The sequence below is a fragment of the Mesorhizobium sp. Root552 genome, from assembly GCF_001427285.1.
Taxonomy (GTDB): domain Bacteria; phylum Pseudomonadota; class Alphaproteobacteria; order Rhizobiales; family Rhizobiaceae; genus Mesorhizobium.
In genome coordinates this window covers 373,759-399,114 of record NZ_LMFV01000012.1, presented here as the reverse complement: position 1 = coordinate 399,114, position 25,356 = coordinate 373,759, and the positions used below count along the sequence as shown (strand labels likewise).

29 protein-coding genes are annotated in these 25,356 nt (G+C 62.8%); 8 read left to right on the top strand and 21 right to left on the bottom strand.

Going from position 1 to position 25,356, the window contains the following annotated elements; genetic code table 11:
* Positions 1 to 13: 13 nt before the first annotated feature.
* Positions 14 to 352, bottom strand: coding sequence for a P-II family nitrogen regulator (locus tag ASD50_RS08245; RefSeq protein WP_056238845.1), 339 nt, complete (start codon positions 350 to 352; stop codon positions 14 to 16).
* Between the two features lie 233 nt (positions 353 to 585).
* The gene (gene tesB, locus ASD50_RS08240; RefSeq protein ID WP_056238682.1) at positions 586 to 1,449 is read right to left on the bottom strand and encodes an acyl-CoA thioesterase II; all 864 of its coding nucleotides are present in this window, start codon (positions 1,447 to 1,449) and stop codon (positions 586 to 588) included.
* Between the two features lie 100 nt (positions 1,450 to 1,549).
* Between tesB and ASD50_RS08235 the strand changes: the two genes are divergently transcribed.
* The 3 genes from ASD50_RS08235 (at position 1,550) to ASD50_RS08225 (ending at position 3,832) form a co-directional block, all read left to right on the top strand.
* Positions 1,550 to 2,797, top strand: coding sequence for a ubiquinone biosynthesis hydroxylase (locus ASD50_RS08235; protein WP_056238844.1), 1,248 nt, complete (start codon positions 1,550 to 1,552; stop codon positions 2,795 to 2,797).
* Between the two features lie 48 nt (positions 2,798 to 2,845).
* The gene (locus ASD50_RS08230) at positions 2,846 to 3,304 is read left to right on the top strand and encodes a YbaK/EbsC family protein (protein ID WP_056238679.1); all 459 of its coding nucleotides are present in this window, start codon (positions 2,846 to 2,848) and stop codon (positions 3,302 to 3,304) included.
* A gap of 102 nt (positions 3,305 to 3,406) precedes the next feature.
* The gene (locus ASD50_RS08225) at positions 3,407 to 3,832 is read left to right on the top strand and encodes an OsmC family protein (RefSeq protein ID WP_056238676.1); all 426 of its coding nucleotides are present in this window, start codon (positions 3,407 to 3,409) and stop codon (positions 3,830 to 3,832) included.
* Positions 3,833 to 3,946: 114 nt separating this feature from the next.
* Here ASD50_RS08225 and ASD50_RS08220 read toward each other — a convergent pair whose 3' ends face one another.
* Entirely contained in the window at positions 3,947 to 4,585 is a 639-nt protein-coding gene (locus ASD50_RS08220; protein WP_056238670.1) for a YceH family protein, read from the bottom strand.
* On the opposite strand from ASD50_RS08220, the gene ASD50_RS08215 reads away from it, so the two are divergent.
* Positions 4,575 to 5,222: a hypothetical protein gene (locus ASD50_RS08215; RefSeq protein WP_244484456.1), complete on the top strand. Its 648-nt coding sequence runs from the start codon at positions 4,575 to 4,577 to the stop codon at positions 5,220 to 5,222. The genes ASD50_RS08220 and ASD50_RS08215 overlap by 11 nt on opposite strands.
* Here ASD50_RS08215 and ASD50_RS08210 read toward each other — a convergent pair.
* The 5 genes from ASD50_RS08210 to ASD50_RS08190 form a co-directional block, all read right to left on the bottom strand.
* Positions 5,191 to 5,970, bottom strand: coding sequence for a succinate dehydrogenase iron-sulfur subunit (locus ASD50_RS08210; RefSeq protein WP_056238668.1), 780 nt, complete (start codon positions 5,968 to 5,970; stop codon positions 5,191 to 5,193). The genes ASD50_RS08215 and ASD50_RS08210 overlap by 32 nt on opposite strands.
* A 13-nt stretch (positions 5,971 to 5,983) precedes the next feature.
* Positions 5,984 to 7,822, bottom strand: coding sequence for a succinate dehydrogenase flavoprotein subunit (gene sdhA, locus ASD50_RS08205; RefSeq protein WP_056238665.1), 1,839 nt, complete (start codon positions 7,820 to 7,822; stop codon positions 5,984 to 5,986).
* A gap of 3 nt (positions 7,823 to 7,825) precedes the next feature.
* Positions 7,826 to 8,221, bottom strand: coding sequence for a succinate dehydrogenase, hydrophobic membrane anchor protein (gene sdhD, locus ASD50_RS08200; RefSeq protein WP_056238659.1), 396 nt, complete (start codon positions 8,219 to 8,221; stop codon positions 7,826 to 7,828).
* Positions 8,222 to 8,223: 2 nt separating this feature from the next.
* Entirely contained in the window at positions 8,224 to 8,628 is a 405-nt protein-coding gene (sdhC, locus tag ASD50_RS08195; protein ID WP_056238658.1) for a succinate dehydrogenase, cytochrome b556 subunit, read from the bottom strand.
* Positions 8,629 to 8,850: 222 nt separating this feature from the next.
* The gene (locus ASD50_RS08190) at positions 8,851 to 9,243 is read right to left on the bottom strand and encodes a hypothetical protein (RefSeq protein WP_056238654.1); all 393 of its coding nucleotides are present in this window, start codon (positions 9,241 to 9,243) and stop codon (positions 8,851 to 8,853) included.
* Positions 9,244 to 9,445: 202 nt separating this feature from the next.
* Between ASD50_RS08190 and ASD50_RS08185 the strand changes: the two genes are divergently transcribed.
* Entirely contained in the window at positions 9,446 to 9,799 is a 354-nt protein-coding gene (locus ASD50_RS08185) for a hypothetical protein (protein WP_056238649.1), read from the top strand.
* On the opposite strand, the gene ASD50_RS08180 is transcribed toward ASD50_RS08185, so the two are convergent.
* From ASD50_RS08180 to ASD50_RS08165, 6 genes are all read right to left on the bottom strand, one after another.
* Positions 9,783 to 11,015, bottom strand: coding sequence for a sensor domain-containing diguanylate cyclase (locus ASD50_RS08180; RefSeq protein WP_056238648.1), 1,233 nt, complete (start codon positions 11,013 to 11,015; stop codon positions 9,783 to 9,785). The genes ASD50_RS08185 and ASD50_RS08180 overlap by 17 nt on opposite strands.
* 67 nt (positions 11,016 to 11,082) lie before the next feature.
* Positions 11,083 to 12,288 (bottom strand): sensor domain-containing diguanylate cyclase, encoded by a 1,206-nt coding sequence (locus ASD50_RS08175; RefSeq protein ID WP_056238643.1) that lies wholly within the window; start codon positions 12,286 to 12,288, stop codon positions 11,083 to 11,085.
* 198 nt (positions 12,289 to 12,486) lie between these two features.
* Positions 12,487 to 13,911, bottom strand: a complete 1,425-nt coding sequence (gene leuC, locus ASD50_RS08170) for a 3-isopropylmalate dehydratase large subunit (protein WP_056238640.1) — start codon at positions 13,909 to 13,911, stop codon at positions 12,487 to 12,489.
* A 69-nt stretch (positions 13,912 to 13,980) separates the two neighbouring features.
* Complete coding sequence (locus ASD50_RS24055) at positions 13,981 to 14,109, bottom strand: hypothetical protein (RefSeq protein ID WP_274533312.1); 129 nt, start codon at positions 14,107 to 14,109, stop codon at positions 13,981 to 13,983.
* Positions 14,110 to 15,088: 979 nt separating this feature from the next.
* Entirely contained in the window at positions 15,089 to 15,751 is a 663-nt protein-coding gene (locus ASD50_RS22980) for a hypothetical protein (protein WP_156464972.1), read from the bottom strand.
* 184 nt (positions 15,752 to 15,935) lie between these two features.
* Positions 15,936 to 16,493 (bottom strand): MarR family winged helix-turn-helix transcriptional regulator, encoded by a 558-nt coding sequence (locus ASD50_RS08165; protein WP_056238637.1) that lies wholly within the window; start codon positions 16,491 to 16,493, stop codon positions 15,936 to 15,938.
* Positions 16,494 to 16,688: 195 nt separating this feature from the next.
* Here ASD50_RS08165 and ASD50_RS08160 point away from each other — a divergent pair, with 195 nt between their 5' ends.
* The gene (locus tag ASD50_RS08160) at positions 16,689 to 17,402 is read left to right on the top strand and encodes a hypothetical protein (RefSeq protein WP_056238634.1); all 714 of its coding nucleotides are present in this window, start codon (positions 16,689 to 16,691) and stop codon (positions 17,400 to 17,402) included.
* A gap of 3 nt (positions 17,403 to 17,405) precedes the next feature.
* Here ASD50_RS08160 and ASD50_RS08155 read toward each other — a convergent pair whose 3' ends face one another.
* The 6 genes from ASD50_RS08155 to rplS form a co-directional block, all read right to left on the bottom strand.
* Complete coding sequence (locus tag ASD50_RS08155) at positions 17,406 to 17,954, bottom strand: MgtC/SapB family protein (protein WP_056238631.1); 549 nt, start codon at positions 17,952 to 17,954, stop codon at positions 17,406 to 17,408.
* 71 nt (positions 17,955 to 18,025) lie between these two features.
* On the bottom strand, positions 18,026 to 18,661 hold the full coding sequence (locus ASD50_RS08150) for a class I SAM-dependent DNA methyltransferase (protein WP_056238629.1): 636 nt from the start codon (positions 18,659 to 18,661) through the stop codon (positions 18,026 to 18,028).
* A gap of 73 nt (positions 18,662 to 18,734) precedes the next feature.
* Positions 18,735 to 19,553 carry an amino acid ABC transporter permease gene (locus ASD50_RS08145; RefSeq protein ID WP_056238626.1) on the bottom strand — a complete coding sequence of 273 codons (819 nt, stop codon included), beginning with the start codon at positions 19,551 to 19,553 and terminating at the stop codon, positions 18,735 to 18,737.
* A gap of 72 nt (positions 19,554 to 19,625) precedes the next feature.
* Complete coding sequence (locus ASD50_RS08140; RefSeq protein ID WP_056238623.1) at positions 19,626 to 20,423, bottom strand: transporter substrate-binding domain-containing protein; 798 nt, start codon at positions 20,421 to 20,423, stop codon at positions 19,626 to 19,628.
* A 107-nt stretch (positions 20,424 to 20,530) separates the two neighbouring features.
* Positions 20,531 to 21,349 carry a class I SAM-dependent methyltransferase gene (locus tag ASD50_RS08135; RefSeq protein ID WP_056238619.1) on the bottom strand — a complete coding sequence of 273 codons (819 nt, stop codon included), beginning with the start codon at positions 21,347 to 21,349 and terminating at the stop codon, positions 20,531 to 20,533.
* A gap of 76 nt (positions 21,350 to 21,425) precedes the next feature.
* Positions 21,426 to 21,965 carry a 50S ribosomal protein L19 gene (gene rplS, locus ASD50_RS08130; RefSeq protein WP_056238617.1) on the bottom strand — a complete coding sequence of 180 codons (540 nt, stop codon included), beginning with the start codon at positions 21,963 to 21,965 and terminating at the stop codon, positions 21,426 to 21,428.
* 331 nt (positions 21,966 to 22,296) lie between these two features.
* Between rplS and ASD50_RS08125 the strand changes: the two genes are divergently transcribed.
* Positions 22,297 to 23,052, top strand: coding sequence for a sulfite exporter TauE/SafE family protein (locus tag ASD50_RS08125; RefSeq protein ID WP_056238613.1), 756 nt, complete (start codon positions 22,297 to 22,299; stop codon positions 23,050 to 23,052).
* 15 nt (positions 23,053 to 23,067) lie between these two features.
* Here ASD50_RS08125 and ASD50_RS23505 read toward each other — a convergent pair whose 3' ends face one another.
* Positions 23,068 to 23,229 carry a hypothetical protein gene (locus ASD50_RS23505; protein WP_156464971.1) on the bottom strand — a complete coding sequence of 54 codons (162 nt, stop codon included), beginning with the start codon at positions 23,227 to 23,229 and terminating at the stop codon, positions 23,068 to 23,070.
* Positions 23,230 to 23,399: 170 nt separating this feature from the next.
* Here ASD50_RS23505 and ASD50_RS08120 point away from each other — a divergent pair, with 170 nt between their 5' ends.
* Positions 23,400 to 25,307: a propionyl-CoA synthetase gene (locus ASD50_RS08120; RefSeq protein ID WP_056238607.1), complete on the top strand. Its 1,908-nt coding sequence runs from the start codon at positions 23,400 to 23,402 to the stop codon at positions 25,305 to 25,307.
* Positions 25,308 to 25,356: the final 49 nt, after the last annotated feature.

Genomic DNA, 25,356 nt, shown 5'->3' with positions numbered 1-25,356 from the left:
GTCGACTGGCCTCTCAGAGCGCGTCGGTGTCTGTTTCGCCGGTGCGGATGCGCACGGCCTGGTCGATGCCGAAGACGAAGATCTTGCCGTCGCCGATCTGGCCGGTCTTGGCGGCGTTGCGGATGGCCTCGACGGCCTTGTCGGCAACGTCGCTGTCCACCGCGACCTCGATCTTGAGTTTCGGCAGGAAACTCACCGCGTATTCCGCGCCGCGGTAGATTTCCGTGTGCCCTTTCTGACGCCCGTAGCCTTTGACTTCGGTGACGGTCAGCCCTTGTACGCCAATGGCGGTGAGCGCCTCGCGCACCTCGTCGAGCTTGAACGGCTTGATGACAGCCATCACGATTTTCATCAGGTCTTGCCCTTTGCTTGTGCGGGTCCCCGCGTTGCACGTGGCCCTGCCCATCCCGCTTGGGACCGCAGAACATCCACGAACAATCAAGCTCCGTGCCAATCGAGGGACATGGAGGTCAAGATACTGATTTTACGATATTATCTTCATAATGCGCCGCAACATTTCGGGCGCGCGGCAATCCGATTTGCTTAATTAGTAAGCAATGAAAAATAATTGCCTAATAAGTGTGCTTATCTCTTGAGCCGGATCAGGCCTTCCTGCGCCACCGAAGCTACCAGCGTGCCGTCCCGGGCAAACAGCGAGCCGCGCGTAAAGCCGCGCGACCCTTGCGTGGAGGGGCTGTCCTGCGAATAGAGCATCCAGTCGTCGAGCGCGTGCGGCCGGTGGAACCACATGGCATGGTCGAGGCTGGCGGCCTGGATGTCGCGGTCGAAGATGGCGCGGCCGTGCGCGAAGGTCGAGGTGTCGAGCAATGTCATGTCCGACAGATAGGCAAGCACCGCCGTCTGCATGGCGCGATCTGCCGGAACGGGGCCGCTGGTGCGTATCCAGATGTTTTGCTTCGGCTCCAGCTTTTCGCGGCTGGTGTAGTGCTTGAGCATGACCGGCTTCATCTCGATGGGCCGGTCGCGCTCCCAGTAGCGGCGAATGCCTTCGGGCACCGCCTCGCCGAACTTTCCGATCAGTTCCGGCTGCGACAGAAGCGTGTCAGGCGCCGGAACGTCGAGAGGCATCGGGATCTGGTGCTCGAGGCCCAACTCGTCCTGCTGGAACGAGGCTTCCAGCGAAAAGATGGCATGGCCGTGCTGGATCGCCACCACGCGCCGCGTGGTAAAAGAGGTTCCGTCGCGGATGCGGTCGACCTCGTAGACGATCGGCACCTTGGTATCGCCGGGGCGCATGAAGTAGCCATGCAGCGAGTGGACGTGCCGGTTGGGTTCAACCGTGCGCTGGGCGGCCACAAGGGCCTGCGCGATGGTCTGGCCGCCGAAGACGCGCTGCCAGTCGGTTTGCGGGCTGCGACCACGGAACAGGTTGTGTTCCAGCCGCTCGAGGTCGAGTATGCTCAGAAGCTCGTCCATGGCTGCCGTCATGATCGCACCCTTTCCGGAAGTGTCCGGGCCGGTGTCGGACAGGAATGGCAGCGCGTCAAGGCTGCATATGCTGCCGCCGGCAACACGAAAGGTTTTGGCAATGGCTGAACGCAAAGCCGAGGATAAAGGCCAGTCCAGACTGGATGTGCTGGTGGCTGGCGCGGGCTATGTCGGTCTTGCCGCGGCCGTGTCGCTGAAGCAGGCGAGGCCGAGCCTTTCCGTCGCCGTCGTCGATGCCGCGCCGGCCGGCGTGTGGCAAAAGGACGGCCGCGCCTCGGCCATCGCCGCCGCCGCCTGCCGCATGCTCGACCGTCTTAGCGTGTGGGACGACATCGCGCCCGAAGCCCAGGCCATCACCGAAATGGTGATCACCGATTCGCGCACCGCCGACCCGGTGCGGCCCGTGTTCCTGACTTTCGACGGCGAGGTCGCGCCCGGCGAACCCTTTGCCCACATGGTCGCTAACCGCGACCTCAACGGCGCCTTGCGCAAGCGCGCCGGCGAACTTGGCATCGACATCATCGAGGGCGTCGGCGTGCAGGGCTTCGATGCGGATGGCGCTGGCGTCACCGTGCATCTTGCCGATGGAGCGGCCCTGAGGGCGCGCCTGCTGGTCGCAGCCGACGGCGTGAAGTCGAAGCTGCGCGACCTTGCCGGCATCAAGACGGTCAACTGGAGCTACGGCCAGTCGGGCATCGTCTGCACCGTGGCGCATGAGAGGCCGCACAATGGCCTCGCCGAAGAGCATTTCCTGCCCGCAGGTCCGTTCGCCACCTTGCCGCTCAAGGGCAACCGCTCGTCGCTGGTGTGGGTGGAGCGCACCGAAGATGCCGACAAGCTGGTGAACGGCGACGATCTCGTCTTCGAGGCGGAACTGGAGCGGCGCTTCGGCCTGAAGCTTGGCGAGATCAAGGTGGAGACCAAGCCGCGCGCGTGGCCGCTCGGCCTGACGCTCGCCCGCGCCTTCGTCGCCCCGCGCGTTGCGCTGGCCGGCGATGCCGCGCACGGCATCCACCCGATCGCCGGACAAGGCCTCAACCTCGGCTTCAAGGATGTCGCGGCACTTGCCGAGGTGGTCGTGGAAGCCGACCGGCTTGGACAGGACATCGGCGCGCTCGACGTCCTGGAGCGCTACCAGCAGTGGCGGCGCTTCGACACCGTGCAGATGGGCGTCACCACGGACGTGCTGAACCGGCTGTTCTCCAACGATATCGCTCCCGTCCGCACGGTGCGCGACATCGGCCTTGGCATCGTCGAGCGCCTGCCCCGCCTCAAGGAGTTCTTCATCCGGCAGGCTTCCGGTCTTGCGGCGGGAACACCCCGCCTGTTGAAGGGCGAGGCCATCTGAACCTGAAAGGCGTTCGCTTTTCCAAATTTGATTGTTATACGACGTGCCATGAGCCTTGATTCCGTTCGCGCTTTTTTCGCCACCCACGCTCCCGACATAAAAGTCATCGTCACCGAGGAAAGCTCGGCCACGGTGGCGCTTGCCGCCGAGGCGCATGGCGTCGAGCCGGCGCAGATCGCCAAGACGATCTGCCTGCGCGCCGGCGACCAGATCATGCTGGTGGTGGCGGGCGGCATGGCGCGCATCGACAACCGCAAGTTCCGCGACCGCTTCGGCGCGAAGGCGCGAATGCTGGAGGCCGATCAGGTCGTGGAAGCGACCAGCCATCCGGTCGGCGGCGTCTGCCCGTTCGGACTGCCCGCGCCGCTGCCTGTCTACTGCGATGCCTCGCTGCGCTCCTTCGACGAAGTGGTGCCGGCAGCGGGCGCTACCAATGCGGCGGTTCGGCTCGCACCGGAGCGGATGGCGGCGCTTGCCAACGCCGAATGGGTGGACGTCTGCCAGTAGGAGCCTCGCGCGCTTGTTGTTTGCCTTGCATCAACAACGCCCTGCACTATCGTTCATAGAAGCCTGCTGGCCCCTTTTGGCCGCTTAACCAAGGAGACTATCATGGATCGTCACGCAAAAGCCGTCTGGAAAGGCAATCTGAAGGAGGGCGCTGGCACCCTCGACCTGCAAAGCGGCGTGTTCAGCAAGCAGCCCTATTCCTTCAAGGGCCGCTTCGAAGACGAAAGCGGCAAGACCGGCACCAACCCGGAAGAGCTGATCGCGGCTGCCCATGCCGGCTGCTTTGCGATGCAGTTTTCCCACTTCCTGGCCGAGAACGGCACGCCGGCCGACAAGCTCGATGCAACCGCGGTGGTGACGCTGACGCCCGGCACCGGCATCACCGGCAGCGCGTTGACGGTCGTCGGAACCGTGCCCGGCATCGACACGGCCAAGTTCAAGGAACTGGCGGAAAAGGCCAAGGGTGAATGCCCCGTATCGAGGGCGCTCGGCGCCATCAAGATCACGCTCGACGCCAAGCTCGCCTGACGAGTGGGCATGATCCTGCCGGCAAGACGGCACGGATGAAAACTAAAAAATCCCGGCAGCCGTCGCGGCTCCGGGATTTTTTATGCAAGGCAAGGATGCCGGTTGGGCGGACGGCTAGTGGCCTTCGCCGCTCAGCGCGTCGAGGCGCGCGCCCAGTTGCGCCACCTGTTCCTCAAGCGCGGCGATGCGGGCTTCGAGGTCCGACGCGTGCCCTGTCGCGGCTGCCGGCACGGCAAAGGCGCTCGCGTCAACCGGTCCGCACAGAAGGTGGACGAAGCGCTCCTCGCGCTGGCCCGGCGCGCGGTCGAGTTGCTGCACCAGCGGCGGCCTGCGCCCGATCAACAGGTCGAGATTGTCGCGCAAGTCCTCAATCGACGAGAAGCGCGCCATCCGTTCGCTGCGCGCCAAAAGTTCGTAGGCCGTCTGCGGACCGCGCAGCAGAAGCAGCCCGACCAGCGCAATCTGCGATGTCGTCAGCGAAAAACGCTGGGCAAGCTGATGCTCGTAGCGTTCGACGCGCGAGCCGAAGACCTGGCGCACGAGACCCTTCTGTTCCAGCAGCTTGAGCGCCCGCTGGACCTCCGTCTGCTCCAGCGCCATCACCGGCTCGCGCGCCGTCTTCTGGTTCGCCGCCGCATGAGCTGCATTGAGCGAAAGCGGATAGACGTCCGGCGTAAGCTCTTTCTTTTCGATCAGCGACCCGAGCACGCGTGCTTCGGCCGGATTGAGGATGAGTGGATCGTTGTCGGTCATTTTTTGTCAGTCACGGCAGCTATTTACTGTTTGGCGAACCGGGTGTTTGCTTCGCCCGTGGATCGAACGGGTATGGAGGGATACGATGTTCTTCGGCGTTTCGACACTACAGACATTTCATGTCCTGATCAGCATCATAGGCATTGTCACCGGTCTAGTCGTCGTCTGGGGCCTTTTTTCATCCAGGCGCATGAGCACGCTGACGGCAATCTTCCTGGCCACCACTTTGTTGACGAACCTGACAGGTTTCGCGTTCCCGTTCAAAGGTTTTACACCTGCGATCGGCGTCGGCATCATCGGCACGGCCGTGATGGCCTTGTGCCTTGCGGCGCGTTACCTAAAGCGGATGGAGAACGGCTGGCGCGGCGTCTATGTCGTCACCGCCGTGATATCGCTTTACTTCAACCTGTTCGTGCTGGTGGTGCAGCTTTTCCTGAGGGTTCCGGCCCTGAACGCCTATGCGCCAACCGGCTCCGAGCCGCCCTTTGCCGCCGTCCAGGGTTTGGTTCTGCTGCTGTGCGCTGGCGCAGGCTTTCTGGCCTTTCCACCCCCTGCCAGCGCCCAGACAGGGATTCGCTTGAAGGTTGAGCCAAGGCTGAGAAGGGTCAGACCCTTCTCTCGACCATCAGCTTCTTGATCTCGGCAATCGCCTTTGCCGGGTTCAAGCCCTTGGGGCAGGTCTGCGCGCAGTTCATGATGGTGTGGCAGCGGTAGAGCCGGAACGGGTCTTCGAGATTGTCGAGCCGCTCGCCGGTCGCCTCGTCGCGGGAATCGATGAGCCAGCGATAGGCCTGCAACAGCACCGCAGGCCCAAGATAGCGGTCGCCGTTCCACCAGTAGCTCGGGCAGGCCGTCGAGCAGCAGGCGCACAGGATGCACTCGTAGAGGCCGTCGAGTTTCTCGCGGTCTTCGTGGCTCTGCAGCCATTCCTTCGCAGGCTCCGGCGACACTGTCTTGAGCCACGGCTCGATCGACGCGTGTTGCGCATAGAAGTTATTCAGGTCGGGAACGAGATCCTTGACGACCTGCATATGCGGCAGCGGGTAAATCTTGATCGCACCGGAAATGTCGTCGCAACCCTTGGTGCAGGCAAGCGTGTTGGAGCCATCGATGTTCATGGCGCACGAGCCGCAAATGCCTTCACGGCAGGAGCGGCGCAGCGTCAGCGTCGGGTCGATCTTGTTCTTGATGTAGAGCAGAGCGTCCAGCACCATCGGCCCGCAATCGTCCATATCGACGAAATAGGTGTCGATGCTCGGGTTCTCGCCATCGTCCGGCGACCAGCGATAGATGCGGTACTCGCGCAGGTTCGTGGCGCCTTCCGGCTTCGGCCAGGTCTTGCCCTGCCTGATCTGCGAGTTCTTGGGGAGTGCGAGTTCGACCATTTGTGTCAGGTCCTCAATACACCCGCGCCTTGGGCGCGATCTTCTTCGGGTCGATCCCGCCGTCTTCCGGCTTGATCTGCGGATCGGTGTGAACCGGCCGATAGGTCAGCGTAACCTTGCCTTCGTCGCTGACATGGGCAAGCGTGTGCTTGCGCCAGTTGGCGTCATCGCGAGCGGAAAAGTCTTCGCGCGCATGTGCGCCACGGCTTTCCTTGCGCGCTTCCGCGCCATAGACGGTGGCAATGGCATTGGCCATCAGGTTTTCCAGTTCAAGCGTCTCGACCAGATCGGAGTTCCAGATCATCGAGCGGTCGAAAACCTTGATGTCCCTGAGCTCATGCCAGATCGCGCTGATGCGCTCGCAACCGTTTTCGAGCGATTCCTGGGTGCGGAACACGGCGGCGTCTTCCTGCATGGCCTTTTGCATCCGCTCGCGAATGACGGCGGTCGGCGTGCCGCCATTGGCGTGGCGCAGCCGGTCGAAGCGGTCCATGATCTTGTCGACGGAAGCCATGTTGAGCGACGGCACGGCCGACTTGCGGTCGATGACCTGGCCGGCGCGGATTGCGGCGGCGCGGCCAAACACGACGAGATCGATCAGCGAGTTCGACCCCAGCCGGTTGGCACCGTGAACGGAGGCGCAGCCCGCCTCGCCGACAGCCATCAGGCCGGGCGAAACCTTGTCAGGCTGCTTTGCCGTCGGGTTCAGCACTTCGCCCCAGTAATTGGTCGGCACGCCGCCCATGTTATAGTGGACCGTTGGCAGGACCGGGATCGGCTCCTTGGTCAGATCGACGCCGGCAAAAATCTTGGCCGATTCCGAAATGCCGGGCAGCCGTTCGGCAAGCACCGCCGGATCGAGGTGGTCGAGGTGCAGGAAAATGTGATCCTTGTTCTTGCCGACGCCGCGCCCCTCGCGGATTTCCATCGTCATGCAGCGCGAAACCACGTCGCGGGAAGCGAGGTCCTTGGCCGACGGCGCGTAACGCTCCATGAAGCGTTCGCCTTCGGAATTGACAAGATAACCGCCCTCGCCGCGCGCGCCCTCGGTGATCAGGCAGCCGGCGCCATAGATGCCGGTCGGGTGGAACTGCACGAACTCCATATCCTGCAAGGGCAGACCGGCACGCGCCGCCATGCCGCCGCCGTCGCCGGTGCAGGTGTGAGCGGAGGTGGCGGAGAAGTAGGCGCGTCCATACCCGCCCGTCGCCAGCACCACCATCTTCGCCGAAAAGCGATGGATGGTGCCGTCATCGAGGTTCCAGGCGACGACGCCGGTGCAGGTGCCGTCCTCGTCCATGATGAGGTCGAGCGCGAAATACTCGATGAAGAACTGGGCGTGGTGCTTCAGCGACTGGCCATAGAGCGTGTGCAGGATGGCATGGCCGGTACGGTCAGCGGCAGCGCAGGTGCGCTGCACCGGCGGACCGTCGCCGAAATTCTGCATGTGGCCGCCGAACGGCCGCTGGTAGATCTTGCCTTCTTCGGTGCGCGAGAACGGCACGCCGTAGTGCTCGAGTTCATAGACGGCGGCGGGCGCTTCGCGCGCCAGATATTCCATCGCATCGGTGTCGCCCAGCCAGTCCGAGCCCTTGACGGTATCGTAGAGATGCCAGTGCCAGTGATCCGGCCCCATGTTTTTCAAGGATGCGGCGATGCCGCCCTGCGCCGCGACCGTGTGCGAGCGGGTCGGGAAAACCTTGGTGATGCAGGCCGTCTTCAGGCCCTGCTCGGCCATGCCGAGCGTTGCCCTGAGACCAGACCCGCCGGCGCCGACGACGACGACGTCGAACTGGTGATCGACATAGGTGTAGGCCGAAGCCGCGCTTGTTGTTTTTGCGTCCTTGGCCAAGGCTCAGCCTCCGAATGACAGCTTGAGCAGAGCGAAGATAGAAACCACGCCAACCGCTATTGTGAAGAATGTATTGAGTGCCAGAAGCGCGAGCTTGCTGCCTTCGCCATGCACATAGTCCTCAATGACGACCTGCATGCCGAGCCGCATGTGGTAGAGGCCCGAGAGCAGCATCAGGATCATGACCAGCGCCACAGCCGGATTGGCAAGCGTTGCCCGCACGTCCTCGTAGCTTGCGCCATTCAGGCAGATGAGTAGGCCGACGAAGGCCAGCGTCAGCGGAATGTTGGCGATCGCCGTGAGGCGTTGCCGCCAGAAATGCTGGGTACCCTCGCGTGCCGAGCCCAGTCCGCGCACCTTGCCCAAAGGCGTGCGCATATCGTTTTTGCCAGCGCTCATGGTCAGGCCCCCCTTACGAGATAGCCGACGATCCAGATCGCGAGCGTGAGCACGACGGAGCCGACCAGCGTCGCCCAGGCGATCTTGGACGCCGTGTGCTTTTCGAGACCTGCGCCGGTATCCCAGACCAGATGGCGGATGCCGCCCAGCATGTGGTGCATCAGTGCCCAGGTGTAGCCGAACAGGACCAATCGTCCGATGAGCGAGCCAAAAATGCCGTTGACGAAATCAAAATAGGCCTGCGGCCCGACCGCGGCAGTCAGCCACCAGGCCACGAGCAGCGTGCCGAAATAGAGCGCGCCGCCGGTAATTCGGTGCACGATCGACATGGTCATGGTGATGGGAGGCCGGTAGATCGTCAGATGCGGCGATAGCGGCCTGTCTCGGGTGGCTGGTGATCTGCTCATGGCTCCCCCGTTCAGCACCGGATCATGCGGTTTGAAAGCGCTACCGCAGTTTCCGAATGCGACTTTGGATGGCGGTTTCTAGAACGCTTTTTGCACCGCGTCAAAGTCAGAAAACCGTTTCCGATTCATAATTTAGTCTGATGAAATCACATATTTGCGCTTCAAACGATTGAAGTGGTCAATTATCTCATCAGGAAACATATTTAACTATAGGGAATTTTATCAACGCGTGCAAGGCAGCGGCGTCTGGCCGGCCTTCACCACCAGCGCTTCACGTCCGTCAAGCACGATTGCGTCATGCGCCTGGCCGTAGCGGCTGCGCTGATTCGAAGGCGAGGCCGGCAATTCCTCGGCGACGCCGTCCGGCCCCAGGATACGCACGGACGTGCCAAGATTCTGGATGGTCATCATGCCGCCGTCGGCACAATTGTAGGTCGCCGTGCCGGGCTGCGAGGTTTCCTCGTCCGCAACGATCGACATTGCCGAAGAACCGTCGCCAAACCCTGTATCAAGCGCGGTTGCGACACCCTTCCCGCCGGGGCTGGAAACGCACGCTGTACAGACGAAGACCGGCAGCAGGATGATCGCCACCGAAGCCGTGAGGCGAAACGCCATACATTTTCCTCCAGAGCGCGAAACTAGCTGCCCGACACCCCAACGATCAAGAGGGTGGCAAATCTGTGCAGAGCTTTGCGTGTTTGGCCGTTAACCATGTTTGCCGATGGCGGGCCCGGATGCGGTGCAGTCTATTAACAATGGTTAAGAAATCGTTAATCTCGTGATTCGAGGAGGCTTGCCTCACACACGGAGCAACAACATGCGTTCGAGCCTTGGCTTATCCAGCCTCGCAGTGCTTTCCCTGCTTGCCGTCGGCTATGCCGCGCCGGCATCTGCATGGTCGCGCCACCAGGACCGCGTCTATTCCGATTCATTCGGCAATCTCGTCATCGACAGCGCCGCCGGCTACAAGCGCATTCTCGTCGGCGAAGGCCATATGGCGAAGAAGATGGCCGGCTATACGGAACAGGCCGGCAAGCCCAAGGTGATCTACTTCAACCGGGATGCCGGACCGTGGGCGGATTGCTATCGCACGCCTGTGTTCGTCAAGGGACGCAGCTATATGTACGGCCTCTCGGATGGCGAGATGCCGGAACTCAGCCCTTGCCGTTGAAGTTCAAGCCGGACGGCCCGTTCGATGGGCTTGTCGATGATTTGACGAGGCCAAGCGGGCTGCCCGACACCTTGACCTGATCGCGCCCGGCCTTCTTGGCGCCATAGAGGGCATCGTCCGCCCTGCGCATAAGATCGGCCAGGCCTTCTTCCGGCTGGAATTCGGAGACGCCGAAGCTTGCCGTGCAGCGATGATCCTTCGGCAGGCCGTCTATCGGCAAGGCGCTGAAGGCGCTGCGTATGCCCTCGGCGAAGAGCCGCGCCGACGTCAGGTTGGTGCCCGGCAAAAGGATGGCGAATTCTTCGCCGCCGATGCGCCCGACGACATGATTGCGCGCAACCGTATCGCGCAGGAAGCCGGCAAACACCTCGATGACGCGGTCGCCCGATGCGTGTCCGAAATTGTCGTTGATGGCTTTGAAATGATCGAGATCGGCCAAGACGAGCGACACCGGCACACCCTGCTTGCGGGCCGAGCGCAGCGCGATGCCGGCGCGAGCCTGGAAGCCACCGCGATTGAGCAGTCGCGACAGGGCATCAACCTCGGATTTCAAGGCAGCTTCCGCAAGCGTGTCGCGCATCAATATGCCGAGCAGGAGCAAGGCAACCGCCAGGGCAAATATGGTGCCCATCGTCTGGGAGACCATTGCGTAATTGCTTTGCAGATAGCTTTGCGGGTTTGCTCCCCATCCGCCGAGAGCATGGGCGAGGAACGGCTTGCTCGCGAACTGCAGCGCGCTGAGGCCGAGCACAATCAAGAGCAATCGGTCGAGCACGGATTGCCGCCGCTTCGATGACCACACGATGCCGAGCGCCACGAGTTGCATCGCGGCGTAGGGCAATTGGTACGCCATCATGCGGCCGAGCGCCTGCCTCGGCATATCCTGCACCAGATAGACCACAAGGCTGGCGACGATGAGAAAGAGCAGCATGGCGAGGCGTGGCGCCGCCACATCGTAGTTGTGGGCAAGCCCGATATTGAGCGCGATGGTCGCGGCCAGGAAAACGGCAAACGCCGCGGTGACCGGAAGGCGGGGTTCGGTGAACGCCGGAATGCTGGCTTCGATGAGCAGATAGCCCACGCCGATGACATAGCTGAAGGCCAGCCAATGCGCAGCACTACGCCGCGCACCGAGTGCGGCGAGTGTCAGAAAGGATGCTGCCAGAAGCGCTGCTGCGAACAGATTGATGGCAAGGATGAAGGTTGCGCTCGTCATTTCCGTTCTCATGCGCCCCTATCCAAACAATCACGGAGGCACGAAGAACATATTAACGTCCACGCGATCAGCGTGGATAAGACGCCAGTGAAATCTCGCCCGGTTGATACTCCGACGGCCTCTCGTAGGACATGCGCACGCTGTTGCGGCCATTCTGCTTGGCCTTGTAGAGCGCCTCGTCGGCCCTGAGCATCAAGGCCGCGAGATGCTCGCTGCCGGCCCTGCCCGTGACCCCGAAGCTGGCGGTTACCCGCAGCCCCGGCGGAAAGCCCACCATGTCCCCGTTCGAAAACAGCACGCGGACCGCTTCGGCGAGCAAACGCGCGGCGGCAAGGTCCGCCCATGGCAGCAGTACGGCGAACTCCTCGCCTCCGATGCGCCCGGCAACGCCGCGCGCACCGGAGGCGGCAGCCTGCAGCTTGTCGGCAAAGGTTGCGATGACGCGGTCGCCGGTGGCGTGGCCGTAGCGGTCGTTGATCGATTTGAAGTGATCGAGATCGGCGAGAACCAGCGTGACCGGGCAACCGGCCTCAGCGCACTGGTCGAGAAGGCGCTGTGCGGAGAGGTCAAAGCCGCGCCGGTTGAGAAGGCCCGACAAGGCATCTGTCTGCGATACGTGCGTCAAGCCCGAAACCATGTCGAGGGCAGCGGCGGCAAACACGCAAAGCGAGATGAGGAGAGCAAACAGCGCATGCGACAGCATTGCCGAGCGCCAGTAGATCGAGGTGAAGAAGGCTTCGGGACTGGCGACCGGGCCATAGATGGCAAGGATGACCAGTGGCCGGGCGATGAAGTTGAGCGCCGTAAGCACCGCTATGCCGAACAGGAAATATTCGGCCATGCTGCGCGCCCGGCTTGGCCAGAGATCGGCAGCAATGACGAGGCAAACCGCACCGAAGGCGAAATTGAGCGACAGGATGCGCTTGGTCATGTCCGGATCGACGAACATGAACCACAGCTGCGCGACAAAGCCGAAGGTGGCCAGAGCGGCGACCACCGGAAGGGTGCGCACGCGGCCGAAACGCAGGATGACAGCAGCGCCGACAAGGCAGACCGCCAGCGAAAAGGTGCCGCCTGCAATGGCCCTGGCAAGGTCGAAGCCCAACGGCAGGGCGAAGGATTGCAGGACAAAGCCGACCGCCGAAAGGCCATAGCCGCCGGCCATGAGCGCCAGATGGTACTGCCGCAGATAGAACCAGAGCGCGAGGAATGCCGCCGCCAGCACGAGCGCGATTGCCGGATTGAGCAACGCTATGAACAGGCTAGTATCCACTCTAGACGCATCTTCCACCGGTTCCGTGACGAAACCCTTAGACCCGAAGCGCAAACAACGGGTTAAGTTCAAACAGAAGATGCATCAGATCGCCGTTTTACGGTTTTCCTTTGCCGCTCTACTTTATTTCCTGAAAGTAAAAAGCTCCGGGACGGCGAAGTCCCGGAGCTTTGCGACCGGCCTTGTAGCCGGCTTTACTTACTGCCAGTCGCGGATATCGACGAAATGTCCGGCAATCGCGGCTGCCGCAGCCATGGCCGGCGAGACCAGATGGGTGCGGCCCTTGAAGCCCTGGCGGCCCTCGAAATTGCGGTTCGAGGTCGAGGCGCAGCGCTCATGCGGCTTCAGCCGGTCGTCGTTCATGGCAAGGCACATGGAGCAGCCCGGCTCGCGCCAGTCGAAGCCGGCCTCGATGAAGATCTTGTCGAGACCCTCGGCCTCGGCCTGCTCCTTCACGAGGCCCGAACCCGGCACGATCATGGCGTTGACGCGCGCATTGACCTTCTTGCCCCTGGCGACGGCGGCAACGGCGCGCAGATCCTCGATGCGGCCATTGGTGCAGGAGCCGATGAAGACGCGATCGACCTCGATGTCGGTGATCTTCGTGCCGGCGGAAAGGCCCATATATTCGAGCGCGCGGATCTTTGAATTGCGCTTGTTCTCGTCCTCGATCTCATTGGGATCGGGCACGGTGCCGAGCACCGAGGCGACGTCCTCCGGCGACGAGCCCCAGGTGACGATGGGCGGCAGCGCGGCAGCGTCGAGCACCACGACCTTGTCGAAATGCGCGCCTTCGTCGGTCTGGAGCGTCTTCCAGTAGTCGAGCGCCATGTCCCACGCAGCACCCTTGGGCGCGCGCGGCTTGTCCTTGACATAGGCGAAGGTGGTTTCGTCCGGCGCGATCAGGCCGGCGCGCGCGCCGCCTTCGATCGACATGTTGCAGATGGTCATGCGGCCTTCCATCGACAGCGAGCGGATCGCTTCGCCGGCATATTCGATGACGTAGCCGGTGCCGCCGGCGGTGCCGATCTCGCCGATGATGGCGAGGATGATGTCCTTGGCGGTGACGCCGGCCGGCAACTGGCCATCGACGCGCACCAGCATGTTCTTGGCCTTGCGCTGGATCAGCGTCTGCGTTGCCAGCACATGCTCGACCTCGGACGTGCCGATGCCGTGCGCCAGCGCGCCGAACGCGCCGTGGGTGGAGGTGTGACTGTCGCCGCAGACGATGGTCATGCCCGGCAGGGTAAAGCCCTGCTCCGGCCCGATGATGTGGACGATGCCCTGGCGGCGGTCCTTCTCGGAATAATATTCGACGCCGAAGTCGGCGGCGTTCTTGGCCAGCGCCTCGACCTGGATGCGGCTTTCCTCGTTCTTGATGCCGTTGACGCGGTCCGGCGAGGTCGGCACGTTGTGATCGACCACGGCCAGCGTGCGCTCGGGATGGCGCACCTTGCGGTTGGTCATGCGCAGGCCTTCGAACGCCTGCGGGCTGGTCACTTCATGGACGAGGTGGCGGTCGATGTAGAGCAGGCAGGTGCCGTCGTCCTGCCGGTCAACCACGTGATCGTCGAAAATCTTGTCGTAGAGGGTGCGCAATTTGGGTTCAGAAGGGGCGCTCATGTGCGTAAATCCGTCGATGTCAAAGTTTGGAAGCGAAAACCGGCTGCGCCGGCATGAAGGCGGACCGGCTCAGGAAAGCCGGCTGGCGAGCGCGCCCGAAATGCACGCAAAAAAGCGCGCTGGCAGGCGCTTCTTGTCCTGCAGCACGAAGCCCTTGTAGGACGGGTCTCCGAACAGCTCTTCCATGGCCTCGCTCATATCAATCTTTTCCGCCCTCGGCAATTGCCGGCTGGATGGGGGGCATCATTGCATGGAACGTCTTTTTGCCTTCGTCATCCTCGGGCAAGCCTGAGCGTAGCGAAAGGCGCGACCCGAGGATCCATGCCGTGAGGGTTGGGACATGTGTAGGGGTTCAAAATGAGAGCCGTCTTCTTCACCCTTTGCGCACTGCCGCCTCGTAACGGCATGGATCCTAGGGTCTCCGCGACGGCCTTCGGGCCTGCTCCGCCCTAGGATGACGAAGAGACGGGTGTGCTTGTTCATTGCCACGCCCGGCTAAAGCCGTCTGGGAGTCTTTGCCCCGCCTTTAAGCTCGCTCGCTTCGCTCGTCGCTGGCGGGGAACCCGAGGAATGGCCGGACGGCTGACCAAGGTTGCACTTTATCATTGCCACGCCCGCTTTCGCGTCTGGCCATTGTCAAAGAACTGACCCCTGTTGTGAGGTCGGGAAGACGGGCGGTCAGGCGATCGCTCGTTTTAGTAGGTATGTGCGGTCCCCTGACCGCCCGTCCGGCGTTTTAAGATTTCAAATCCGCCCGCTTTCATCAACTGCCGTGTCCCCTCACAGGCTCTCCTAGAAGATGCCGCTGCTAAGGTGAGGGCAACGCTCGGCCAGCCTAGCGCGTCCCCTTTCAACGCTGCACAGGACGCAACCGGTCCCTTCGTGGGGGGCAGACCAAACCTCCCCGGCGCGAGCCACGTTAGCCCGCCTCCGAGGCGCCGGTTCCTCTCCCACGATTGCGCCGTCGCGACACCGCTTTCCCAAGAGAGAAACTGCGACGGAGTATGAAGGAGGTTTTGAGGGCGTGAATAGAAAAGGGGTTAAGTGGTTGGGATTGCTGGGGCAGCGCGCTGAGTTGTTCTACGATCTCCTCAAACACATGCGCGACCTAAAACACGGGACAGACTTCTGCACTGAAGCGGATTTGATAGGCAAATGGGCCGTATGCCTGAGCGCGTTAGCCCTGCGTAGATTGTGTTAGGCGTTCTGCCTCTTTCAGCAGCCCTTCCAGATAGGAAATTGCCATATCTGCAACGCCGGTTGGTGAGGCGTCTGGAATTTCTTTACCCAAGTGGCTTGTTGGAGGCGAATACTTGCGATCTCCTCGCGCGGCAATTTCTGCCAAAACTGTCGTGGCAGGTGTCCGTCTTGCGAGTATGGGCTTTCCATCTAGCGAAGTTACCTTCAAATCACGTGGTGGAGACACGCCCTCAAAAACGACCGCCGTGCCAAAACCACTGATCCTTACGTTTCTAAATGGCCCTCCATTCAAAACTATTGAGTTGCTATATCCGGGCAAAGATACGCCTATCTCATGCTTTTCTGCTTTCAATGACACGGATGAACCAAGGCCGTGCTCATCATCATTCCGCGCCTCATACAGATATTGGAGGAGCGGATCATCTTTACGAATTTGTTTCTTTGCACCGAACCATTGGCGAGATTGGGGTGAAGTTTTCGCCCCTTGGTCAAGAACCGTATAGATGTTTTTTGCCGATGTCAGGAAAACGTACCAATTGTCGGAAAAATCCCTAAACGTCTCGCTCGTTCGTAGGTTAGCAAGAGCCTTCTTTGCAACGCGAAGGCGACTTTTGGCTTTTTCAATTGCTCGCGAATCCATGGCGAAAGGCTTCTGGCTTTGTTGCATCAACTAGCGGCGAGCTTCCGATTCGTCCCTCACTTCAACTAGAACAGAAAAAGAAAAATTCCGGCAAGAATTAATGCCATCCATACCCGGTGTTCACAGGGTCGATTACTTTAGCTGGGATAGTTGCTTGCACCAGATTTGCACAAGACTTTCATCCTCACGCCGCTTCCTGCTCCTGGCAGATCTGCTCGGCTTCGGCGTCTTCCAGCGGCTGCTTGAGCAACCGGCAGTAGTGCTGGCCCGATCCGCGCGCATCGGCGGCGAAATGGCGGCAATCCCGGCAGATGCCGAAGGCGCGGCCTGAGCGCGCCGCAAGCGCCGACGTGACCAGCGCCGCGACACCATCGCCCAGCGAAGCGCGCAGAGACAGCGGCAAAGCCTCGAAAGCCTGCTTGATCGTCGCCATGCCGTCGAGCGGCAACAGCGCCCTGCCCTTTTCGGTCAGGTCGAGACGCACAGAGCGGCCATCGCCCGGATTGGCGGTTTTCTCGACGAGGCCGGCGCGCTCCAGCGACATCAGCGTTTGCGACACCGTGCCCTTGGTGAGGCCGAGATAGGCGGTGAGCCCGCCCGGCGTGCGCGAAAAGCGGTTGGCGCGGGCAAGGAAGCGCAACGCCTCCCACTGCGCCGGCTTCATGCCATGCGCGTGGCCCTCGTTGGTGACCAGCCGCGCCAGCCGCTCGATCAGTTCAATGGTTTCGCCGTCATTTCGCATTGCTGTCAAAGCGTCTCGCGGACTTCTGCTTCGCTTCTCACGCTTTAGCTCCTTCCATGCATGTCTTTGTCCCGAAACCGGTTCCCACTTTCGGGAGACATGCATCTTAGTATCGTAACACTACCAATCTTGCAATGCGCAATCCGGCCTGCTATGCCAATATGGTATCGACTCAATACCATCGGAGACAAAACCATGAAAACCTCTCTCCTGGCGGCGGCAGCGCTGCTGGCGCTTGGCCAGACGGCCTTCGCCCACGGCATAGAAAGCGCAATCGACCCGTCGAAGCCGGCGGCGTTCGACATAACCTCCGCCTCGGCCACCACCGACGGCCGGCTCTCGACCTTCATGATGGAGGTGGCCGGCGAGGCCGGATCGGTGAAGCCGGAAGCGACCGGCAAGTTGCAGGGCGCCAAGGTGGCGGCCTATGTCTGGCCGACCGGCTTCGACCCCTCTGCTGTGGGCTTTGCCGAAAAGTCCGGCATACTGGCGCTTGCGATCACCGCGCATCCGGATTTCGACGACACGCCGCTGTTCGACGAAAACGGCGACGGCGACCCGGCCAATGACGGCGCCGACTGGCATTCGCACTGGGTGGTGCTGGGCAAGGACGACGGCTGCGGCGCGGGCCTGAAGGTGCTCGACGTTTCGCCGGGCATCGATCTCCTGCCGCCGACCGCCCCGATGCTGCCGCTGGCGCTGGACAGCCCCGGCATGTCGCCGAGCCTGAAAGGCAAGGTTGCGAAGATCACCGTGCCGGTGAAGGGCAGCGAAGGCGTTTCCTTCGACGCGGTGACGGCGGAACTGCAGGTGAACGCCGAGGGCAAGGCCCCGCTTCTGTGCGTGACCGGCGTGCATGATGTCGCTTCCGGCGACCTCACCCTGCCGGGCAAGATCATGAAGCAATAGCGTTCAAGGCGAACGCTTGGTCCCGGCCTTGCCGCCTGAGGCCGGGGCTTCGCCGCCTGGGGGTCTGCCGATCTCCAGGCGGCGTTCGAAAACGTGCAGGACGCTGAGCACGACAAGCGCGATGAGGGTGGCAAGGGCAGCGATCTGCCAAAGGCCGAGCCCTGCCGCGACGCCGATGGCCCCGGCCAGCCACATTCCGGCACCCGTGGTCAGGCCATGCACTTCGCCGCGCGTGAAGATGACGATGCCGGCGGCGAGGAAGGCGACACCGGCCGTGACCGCCTCGACGACGCGGATCGGATCGACCTTGACCGCTTCCTTCATGGCGTCGGTGGTGAACATCGGCGCATGAACGATCTCGATGGTCAGGATGGCGAAGGTGGCGGCGGCGATGCAGACCAGCATATGCGTGCGCAGGCCGGCAGGCCGCGCCTGCCACTCCCGCTCGAAGCCGATGGCGGCGCCGAGGAGGGCTGCCAGCGCCAGCCGGGCGACGATGACCGGGAAGGAGGTGAAGGTGGGGTGGCCGAATTCCTCGACGAGTTGTTCCATCGCGCGCTTTCCTGCTCCTGGCGTTTTGTCGTCGAAGCAACGCCGCGGGCGGCGGGCGGTTCCGCGCCGGCTTACAAAACCTCGAACACGAAGGTTTTGACGCGCGCTTCCGGCTCGGTCACGGCATAGCAGCGGAACCAGGGGCTTTCCTCGACCAGCCGCCATTTGCCCTCTTTCTCGAGGGTGGCGATGACGCCGGCAAAGCCGCCGCTGTCGAACACCTGGTCGCGCACGGTGAAGATGGCGTGGCCGCCGCTTCTGGTGATGCGAACAAGATCGTCGAGGCCGGAGGCCGGCGCATGGCCCATGGTGAACACGCCGGTTGAGAAGAAGGCGCGGAAATGGCCGTCGGGCCACGGCAGCGTCTCGCCGAGCGTGCCCTGGCGCAGGTCGTCATAGGTCTGGCGGCTTTCGGCGATCTTGAGCATGTCGGCGGACAGGTCGAGGCCGGCGAGGCGATGGTAGCCGAGCGCCTTCATCGACGGGCCGGAGAGCCCGGTGCCGCAGCCGGCATCGAGCAGCGGCCCTTCAGAGGCCGAGACATAGCGCGCCACCCAGGCGGTGATGAGGAAGGGCAAGAGATAGCCGAGCGAGGCGGTCTCGCTGTCATAGGTCGCGGCCCAGTCGGCATAGGCCTTGGCGAGTTCGTCCGGCGAGGACGCCGAATAGACGGAGCAGAGCGCCGCGTTTGCCTTGTCCAGATCCATCGCACCGGTCCTCCACCAGCCCTCGGATCGGGACAGCCTATGACGGTGCAGGGCGAGAGGCAAATGCGGCAGGCTAGCGCGCAGGGTCGTGGCCGCGCCGCATGCGCTTTTCCAGCGCCCTCAGCGCAATCGACAGGCCGACGGTGAGGATGAGGTAGATATAGGCGACGATGGAATAGGTTTCGAAGAAGCGGAACGAGCCCGACGCATAGATCTTGGCCATCTGCGTGATGTCGGCGACGCCGAGGACGGAGACCAGCGACGAATCCTTGACCATGGCGACGAAATCGTTGCCGAGCGGCGGCAGGATGGTGCGGATCGCCTGCGGGAGGACGATCAGGCGGAAGCGCTGGAACGGCGTCAGGCCGAGCGCCTTGGCCGCCTCGACCTGGCCCTGATCGACCGCCTGGATGCCGGCGCGGAAGACCTCGGCGATGAAGGCGGAATAGCCGACGGTGAGCGCGATGATCGCTCGCCACAACAAGGAGACGTCGCGCACCAGGAGCGGTTCGAAGAAGCCGGCGTGCTGGAGCGGAAGCGTGAGGAAGTTCCACGCGGCGACCAGCGCCGGCGCACCGGCGAAGGCGATCCAGAACAGGAGCACCAGCATCGGTATGCCGCGGATGATCTCGACATAGAAGCGCGCTGCCTGACGAAGCAGCCGCGAGCCCGACAGCGCCATCAGCGCGATGCCGAGGCCGATAGCGGAGGCCAGGACGAAGGCGACCGTGGTGACGAAGATGGTGATGCCGATGCCCTTGGCGACGGTGGCGAACACCTGCGAATAGAGATCGCTCTCCGCGATGGATAGGGCGGCGGCGGCGGCCAGAAGCCCGGCGGCAACTAGCCACCACGGGAAATCCGGCTTTTGCAGCTTCAGGGGTTGCGGCATCTAGCGGGAACCCGCGCGGATTCCCGGTGCAAGGCCCTCAATGGCGATCATGAATTGGAACCAGCTCGAAGATCATTCGCCGAGCTTGTAGTCGAGGAACCACTTCTTGGTCAAAGCGTCCAAGGTGCCGTCCTTCTTCAGTTCGGCGATTGCGGCGTTGATGGGGGCGACGAGGTCGGAGTTCTTCGGGAAGATGAAGCCGAAATCCTCGGTGCCGAGCGGCCCGCCGATCAGCTTCAGCCCGCCGCCGGAATTCTCGACATAGCCCTTGCCGGCTGTGCCATCGGTGAGGACCGTGTCCACGTCGCCCGAGATGAGCGCCAGAACGCTGGCGCCGAAGGTCTCGAACAGCTTGATGCGCGGGTTCTGCTCATTGCCGTCGAGGACGCTGTAGACGGCGGTGTAGAAGGGCGTGGTGCCGGCCTGTGCGCCGATCAGGCCGTCCTTGAACGCGCCGAAGGTCTTGGCGTCGGTGAAGCGGGTTTCGTCGGAACGCACCAGCATGAACTGCTCGGAGCGCATGTAGGGGTCGGAGAAATCGACCTTGGCCTTGCGCTCGTCATTGATGGTGATGCCGTTCATGCCGATGTTGTACTGGTTGTCTGCGACCGCCTGGATCATCGCGTCCCATGAGGTCGCGCTGTACTCGATCTTGAAGTTGAGGCGCTTGGCGATCTCGTCCATCGCGTCATATTCCCAGCCCTTCTGGTCGCCGGTCTTGGGATCGACGAACTGCAGCGGCGGATAGGCGTTTTCCGCCACGACCGACACGGTGCGGCCGCCGAGATCGGGCAGGCTTTGCGCAAACGCGGCGACAGGGACGAGGAAAACGGCCAACAGGCCGGCAAGGACAAGCTTCGATTTCAGCATGGCGCGCTCCCCAGCAGCAATAAACCGGGTAACATTATCCGCCTGACCGCACCTTGCAAGACGGCCCGTTCCACAACCGCCGGTAAGGGGAAACCGCTTTTCCCGTGTCAGGCTCGTTTGGTGGCGCCGAGCGAGAACGACATCGGAATGCGCGGCATGCCCGCCGGCAGCTCGAACTGGTCCTCGCCCGTCTCCACGACGAAGGGGAATGCCTTCCATACGACCACCTCGTGCTCGTTGAGGAAATCGAGCGAAAGGCCGGCCTGAAGCAGCGCGTTGACGATATCCGACAGCGGGTGGATCCACTCGTAGCAGCGCGTGTGCGACAGCGCCCGCTCGTCGCCGGTGTAGGTCTGCACATCGTCGAAGGCGAGCGGATCGGCAAGCGGCGTGCGCCAGCCGAACTCGATGTCGAGGTGGCCGTCCCGCGCCTCCAACTGGTTCATCATCGGATGGCCTTCGAGCAGGTAGAGCCGGCCTCCGGGCCTGAGCAAAGAGGCGACGACCTTCGCCCAGCGGAAGATGTCCGGCAGCCAGTTGATCGCGCCCCAGGTGACGAACACCATGTCGTAGGTCTGTCCGAGCGCCTCAGCGGCATCATAGACGGACGCCTCGACGAAACGCGCCTCTGTGCCGGCTTTTGCGGCGAAACCGCGCGCGGCGGCGATGGCGGCGGGCGAAAAGTCGAGCCCGGTGACGCTTGCCGCGCCAAGGTGCCTGAGGCTCAGCGTGTCGAGCCCGATATGGCATTGCAGATGGACGATATCCTTGCCGGCGATGTCGCCGATCTCGCCGGCTTCCAGCGCATGCAGGGAGGAGCCGCCGCCAAGCACGGCAGCAATGCGATAGCTGCCGGTGGTATCGGTGGCGTGAAGCTCGGCGCGATTGTCCCAGTTCAGCCGGTTGGCGCGCAAGAAATCGTCCATGTCGTCCCTCCAGCAAAAGCGGCAGCAATAAAAAAGGCGGCCGAAGCCGCCTTTTTCAAGAGATCAGCGAAGAAGCTTATTCCGCGGTGGCGGCAGCGGCTTCCGCGGCGGCTGCCTCTGCAGCCTTCTTCTCGGCGGCGTCCTGTGCAGCCTTCTCGACGGCAAGCGCCTCGGCGGCTGCGATCTTCTCGGCTTCGATGCGGGCCTTCTCGGCGTTCAGCGCATCGCGCTCGGCATCGTTCAGCTTGCGGGCGCGAACGCCGGTGTTTTCGGTGATGCGGGCCGACTTGCCGCGACGGTCACGCAGGTAATAGAGCTTGGCGCGGCGCACCTTGCCGCGGCGCACGATCTCGACGCCCTCGACCATCGGCGAGTAGACCGGGAACACGCGCTCCACGCCTTCGCCGTAGGAAATCTTGCGGACGGTGAAATTCTCCTGGAAGCCGGAGCCGGAACGGGCGATGACAACGCCCTCATAGGCCTGGACGCGGGTACGCGAGCCTTCGGTGACGCGCACCAGGACGCGCACGGTGTCGCCGGGCTGGAATTCAGGCAGCTTGCGCTTGGCTTCGATCTTGGCGGCCTGTTCGGCCTCGAGCTGACGGATGATATCCATCGTTTTATCCACTTCTTGTTCTTCCGACAGTCAGAGCGCCCTGCTCTCGCCTTGCAGTTCAAATGACCGCTTGGCTATGCCATCTATCCGAAGACATCCGGCAGGGGCGATTGCACCGCCAATCGTTGACGGGTTATTGCAATCCGGAAGATTTTTCTTCCAGTACGGGCGCGGCGATACACCATTGCAACGGCTTTGTCACCAGCGATGCCGAACTTTTATCGCCTTGCCTCCCGCAGACGAAAGGCGCATGGCCTCCCTGGCGTCGGTGACGCATTGTCGCGCGCACGCCGTACCACCACGAGCATATACCGCATAGCAGGCTTTTTCCGTGACATTTCTCGACGCTTTCATCCTTTTCATCGCCGGCCTTCTGTCAGGCATCGTCAACGCCATTGCCGGCGGCGGCACTTTCCTGACCTTCGGCGCGCTGACGCTGGTCGGAATGCCGCCGATCGTTGCCAATGCGACCTCGTCGATCGCGCAGTTGCCGGGCTATGTCACCTCCACGCTGGCCTATTGGAAAGACATCAAGCGCATGTGGCGCGGCGCGATCGCCTTCGCCGTGATCTCGATCATCGGAGCCCTGATCGGATCGTTGATCCTGCTCGCCCTCGACAACCAGTCGTTCAGCGCCATGGTGCCGTGGCTTCTGATTGCCGCCACGGCGCTTTTTGCCGTCGGCCCGTGGCTGCGCCCCGCCGCGCGCGACGATCAGAGCGACGACGCAAAGCCGACGCTTGCCGGACGCATCGTCCAGTTCTTCACCGCCATCTATGGCGGCTTTTTCGGCGCCGGCATGGGGGTGATGATGCTGGCCACGCTCGGATTGACCGAAGGCGGCAGCTATCACCGCATGAACGCCCTGAAGAACATGCTGTCGATCATCATCGCCAGCGTCGCCATCGTCATCTTCGTGTCGGGCGGCGTCATCGCCTGGTTGCAGGCTGCCGCCATGGTGCCGGGCGTCGCCGTCGGCGGCTATGCCGGCGTGTGGACAGCGCGGCGCGTGCCGCAATCGGTGGTGCGCGGCATCGTAATCGTCGTCGGCCTGCTGCTTGCCGCCTATTATTTCGTCAACGGCTGAGCGGCCGCAGAAAGATCAGGACCAGTGCCCGGCCACCGCGGCAAATGAAATCGCGGCGATTGCCAGAAGCGCCAGCTTCCAGAAATCGGAACGGCGCTTGAGGCCCGGCCAGCCAAGCGGCTTGATCAACTGGATGACCATCAGGGCGAGGATGACGAAGGCGAGGATTTTGGTCATTTTAGAATGCTGCCGTTTCGATCCAGCCTTTGAGCAGCATCGCGGCGAACTGTCAAAGCCAGAAGATGCAAGCCCTCGCGCCATAAAAGCCTAAACCTAAGTCAGATAGACGATGGCCTTGCCGAGCCGCTAGATAGGGTCGACTATCAAGGCCGCTCGGAGGAACAGGCATGCAATCGCGTTATCATCAGGTCTACGCCGACTGGAAGCGTGATCCCGACGCATTCTGGGCCGAAGCCGCGCGCGAGGTGGACTGGTTCACGCCCTTCGAAAAGGTCTTCGAGGCGCAGAGCGGCGTCTATGGCCGCTGGTTTCCGGGCGCCACCTGCAACACCTGCTACAACGCGGTCGACCGCCACGTCGCCGGCGGGCGGGCCGACCAGCTTGCGCTGATCCATGACAGCGCCATTGCCGGCACGGTGCGCAAGTTCACCTATGCCGAACTGAAGCGCGAAGTGGTGGCGCTGGCCTCGGTCTTGAAGAACCAGGGCATCGGCAAGGGCGACCGCGTCATCATCTACATGCCGATGATCGCAGAAGCGGCCTTCGCCATGCTGGCCTGCGCCCGCCTTGGCGCCATCCACTCCGTGGTGTTCGGCGGTTTCGCCGCGCGCGAGCTTGCCACCCGCATCGAGGACGCCCAGCCGAAGGCGGTGATCTCGGCCTCCTGCGGCATCGAGCCGAGCCGCACCATTGCCTACAAGCCCTTGCTCGACGAGGCGATCGAGCTTGCCAGCCACAAGCCGGAACGCTGCATCGTCGTCCAGCGCGAGCAACTGCGCTGCGACCTGATCGAAGGCCGCGACATCGACTATGCCGACGCGGTAGCGCGCGAAAAGGCGGCTGGAGCCAATGTCGATTGCGTGGCCGTCGCCTCCACCGATCCGCTCTATGTGCTCTACACCTCCGGCACCACCGGCCAGCCGAAGGGCGTGATCCGCGACAATGGCGGCCACATGGTGATGCTGAAATGGTCGATGGACAACGAGTTCGGCATCAAGCCGGGCGAAGTGTTCTGGGCGGCTTCCGATGTCGGCTGGGTCGTTGGCCATTCCTACATCGTCTATGCCCCGTTGCTCCATGGCTGCACGACGGTGATGTTCGAAGGCAAGCCGGTGGGCACGCCCGATGCCGGCACCTTCTGGCGCGTCATAGAGCAGCACGGCGTGGCGGCGCTGTTTACCGCGCCGACCGCTTTCCGCGCCATCAAGGGGCAGGACCCCAAGGGCGAGTTCATCCCGAAATACGATCTGTCGAAATTCCGCACCTTGTTCCTGGCCGGCGAACGCGCCGACCCCGAAACGATCAAGTGGGCCGAGCAGAGGCTGGGCGTTCCGGTGATCGACCACTGGTGGCAGACCGAGACCGGCGCGCCGATCACCCAGAACCCGGTGGGACTGGGCATGCTGCCGGTGAAATACGGTTCGCCCGGCGTGCCGATGCCGGGCTACGACATCCGCATCCTGAACGATGCCGGCCACGAAGTGCCGAACGGCACGCTGGGCAACGTGGTGCTGAAACTGCCGTTGCCGCCGGCCTGCCTGCCGACGCTGTGGAATGCCGACAAGCGTTTCCACCAAGCCTATCTCGACGAGTTCCCCGGCTTCTACAAGACCGCCGACGCCGGCATTCTCGACGATGACGGCTACCTGTTCGTGATGGCTCGCACCGACGACATCATCAACGTTGCCGGCCACCGGCTTTCCACCGGTGCGATGGAGGAAGTGCTGGCCGAACACCCGGACGTCGCCGAATGCGCGGTGATCGGCATCGCCGATGAACTGAAGGGACAATCGCCGCTTGGCCTCGTCGTGCTGAATGCCGGCGTGGCGCGCGACCGCTCTGCAATCGAGAAGGAAGCGATCGCATTGGTGCGCGACCGCATCGGCCCCGTTGCCGCCTTCAAGACGGTGGTGACCATCAAGCGCCTGCCCAAGACGCGCTCAGGCAAGGTGCTGCGCGGCACCATGCAGAAGATCGCCGACAAGGAAGAGTGGAAGATGCCGGCGACCATCGACGATCCGGCGATACTGGACGAGATCACCGAGGCGCTGAAGGCGCGCGGCATAGGGGTCTAGAAAAATTCGGCACTAAACAGCCGCCCTGCCATGCCGTAAGAAACCCAGC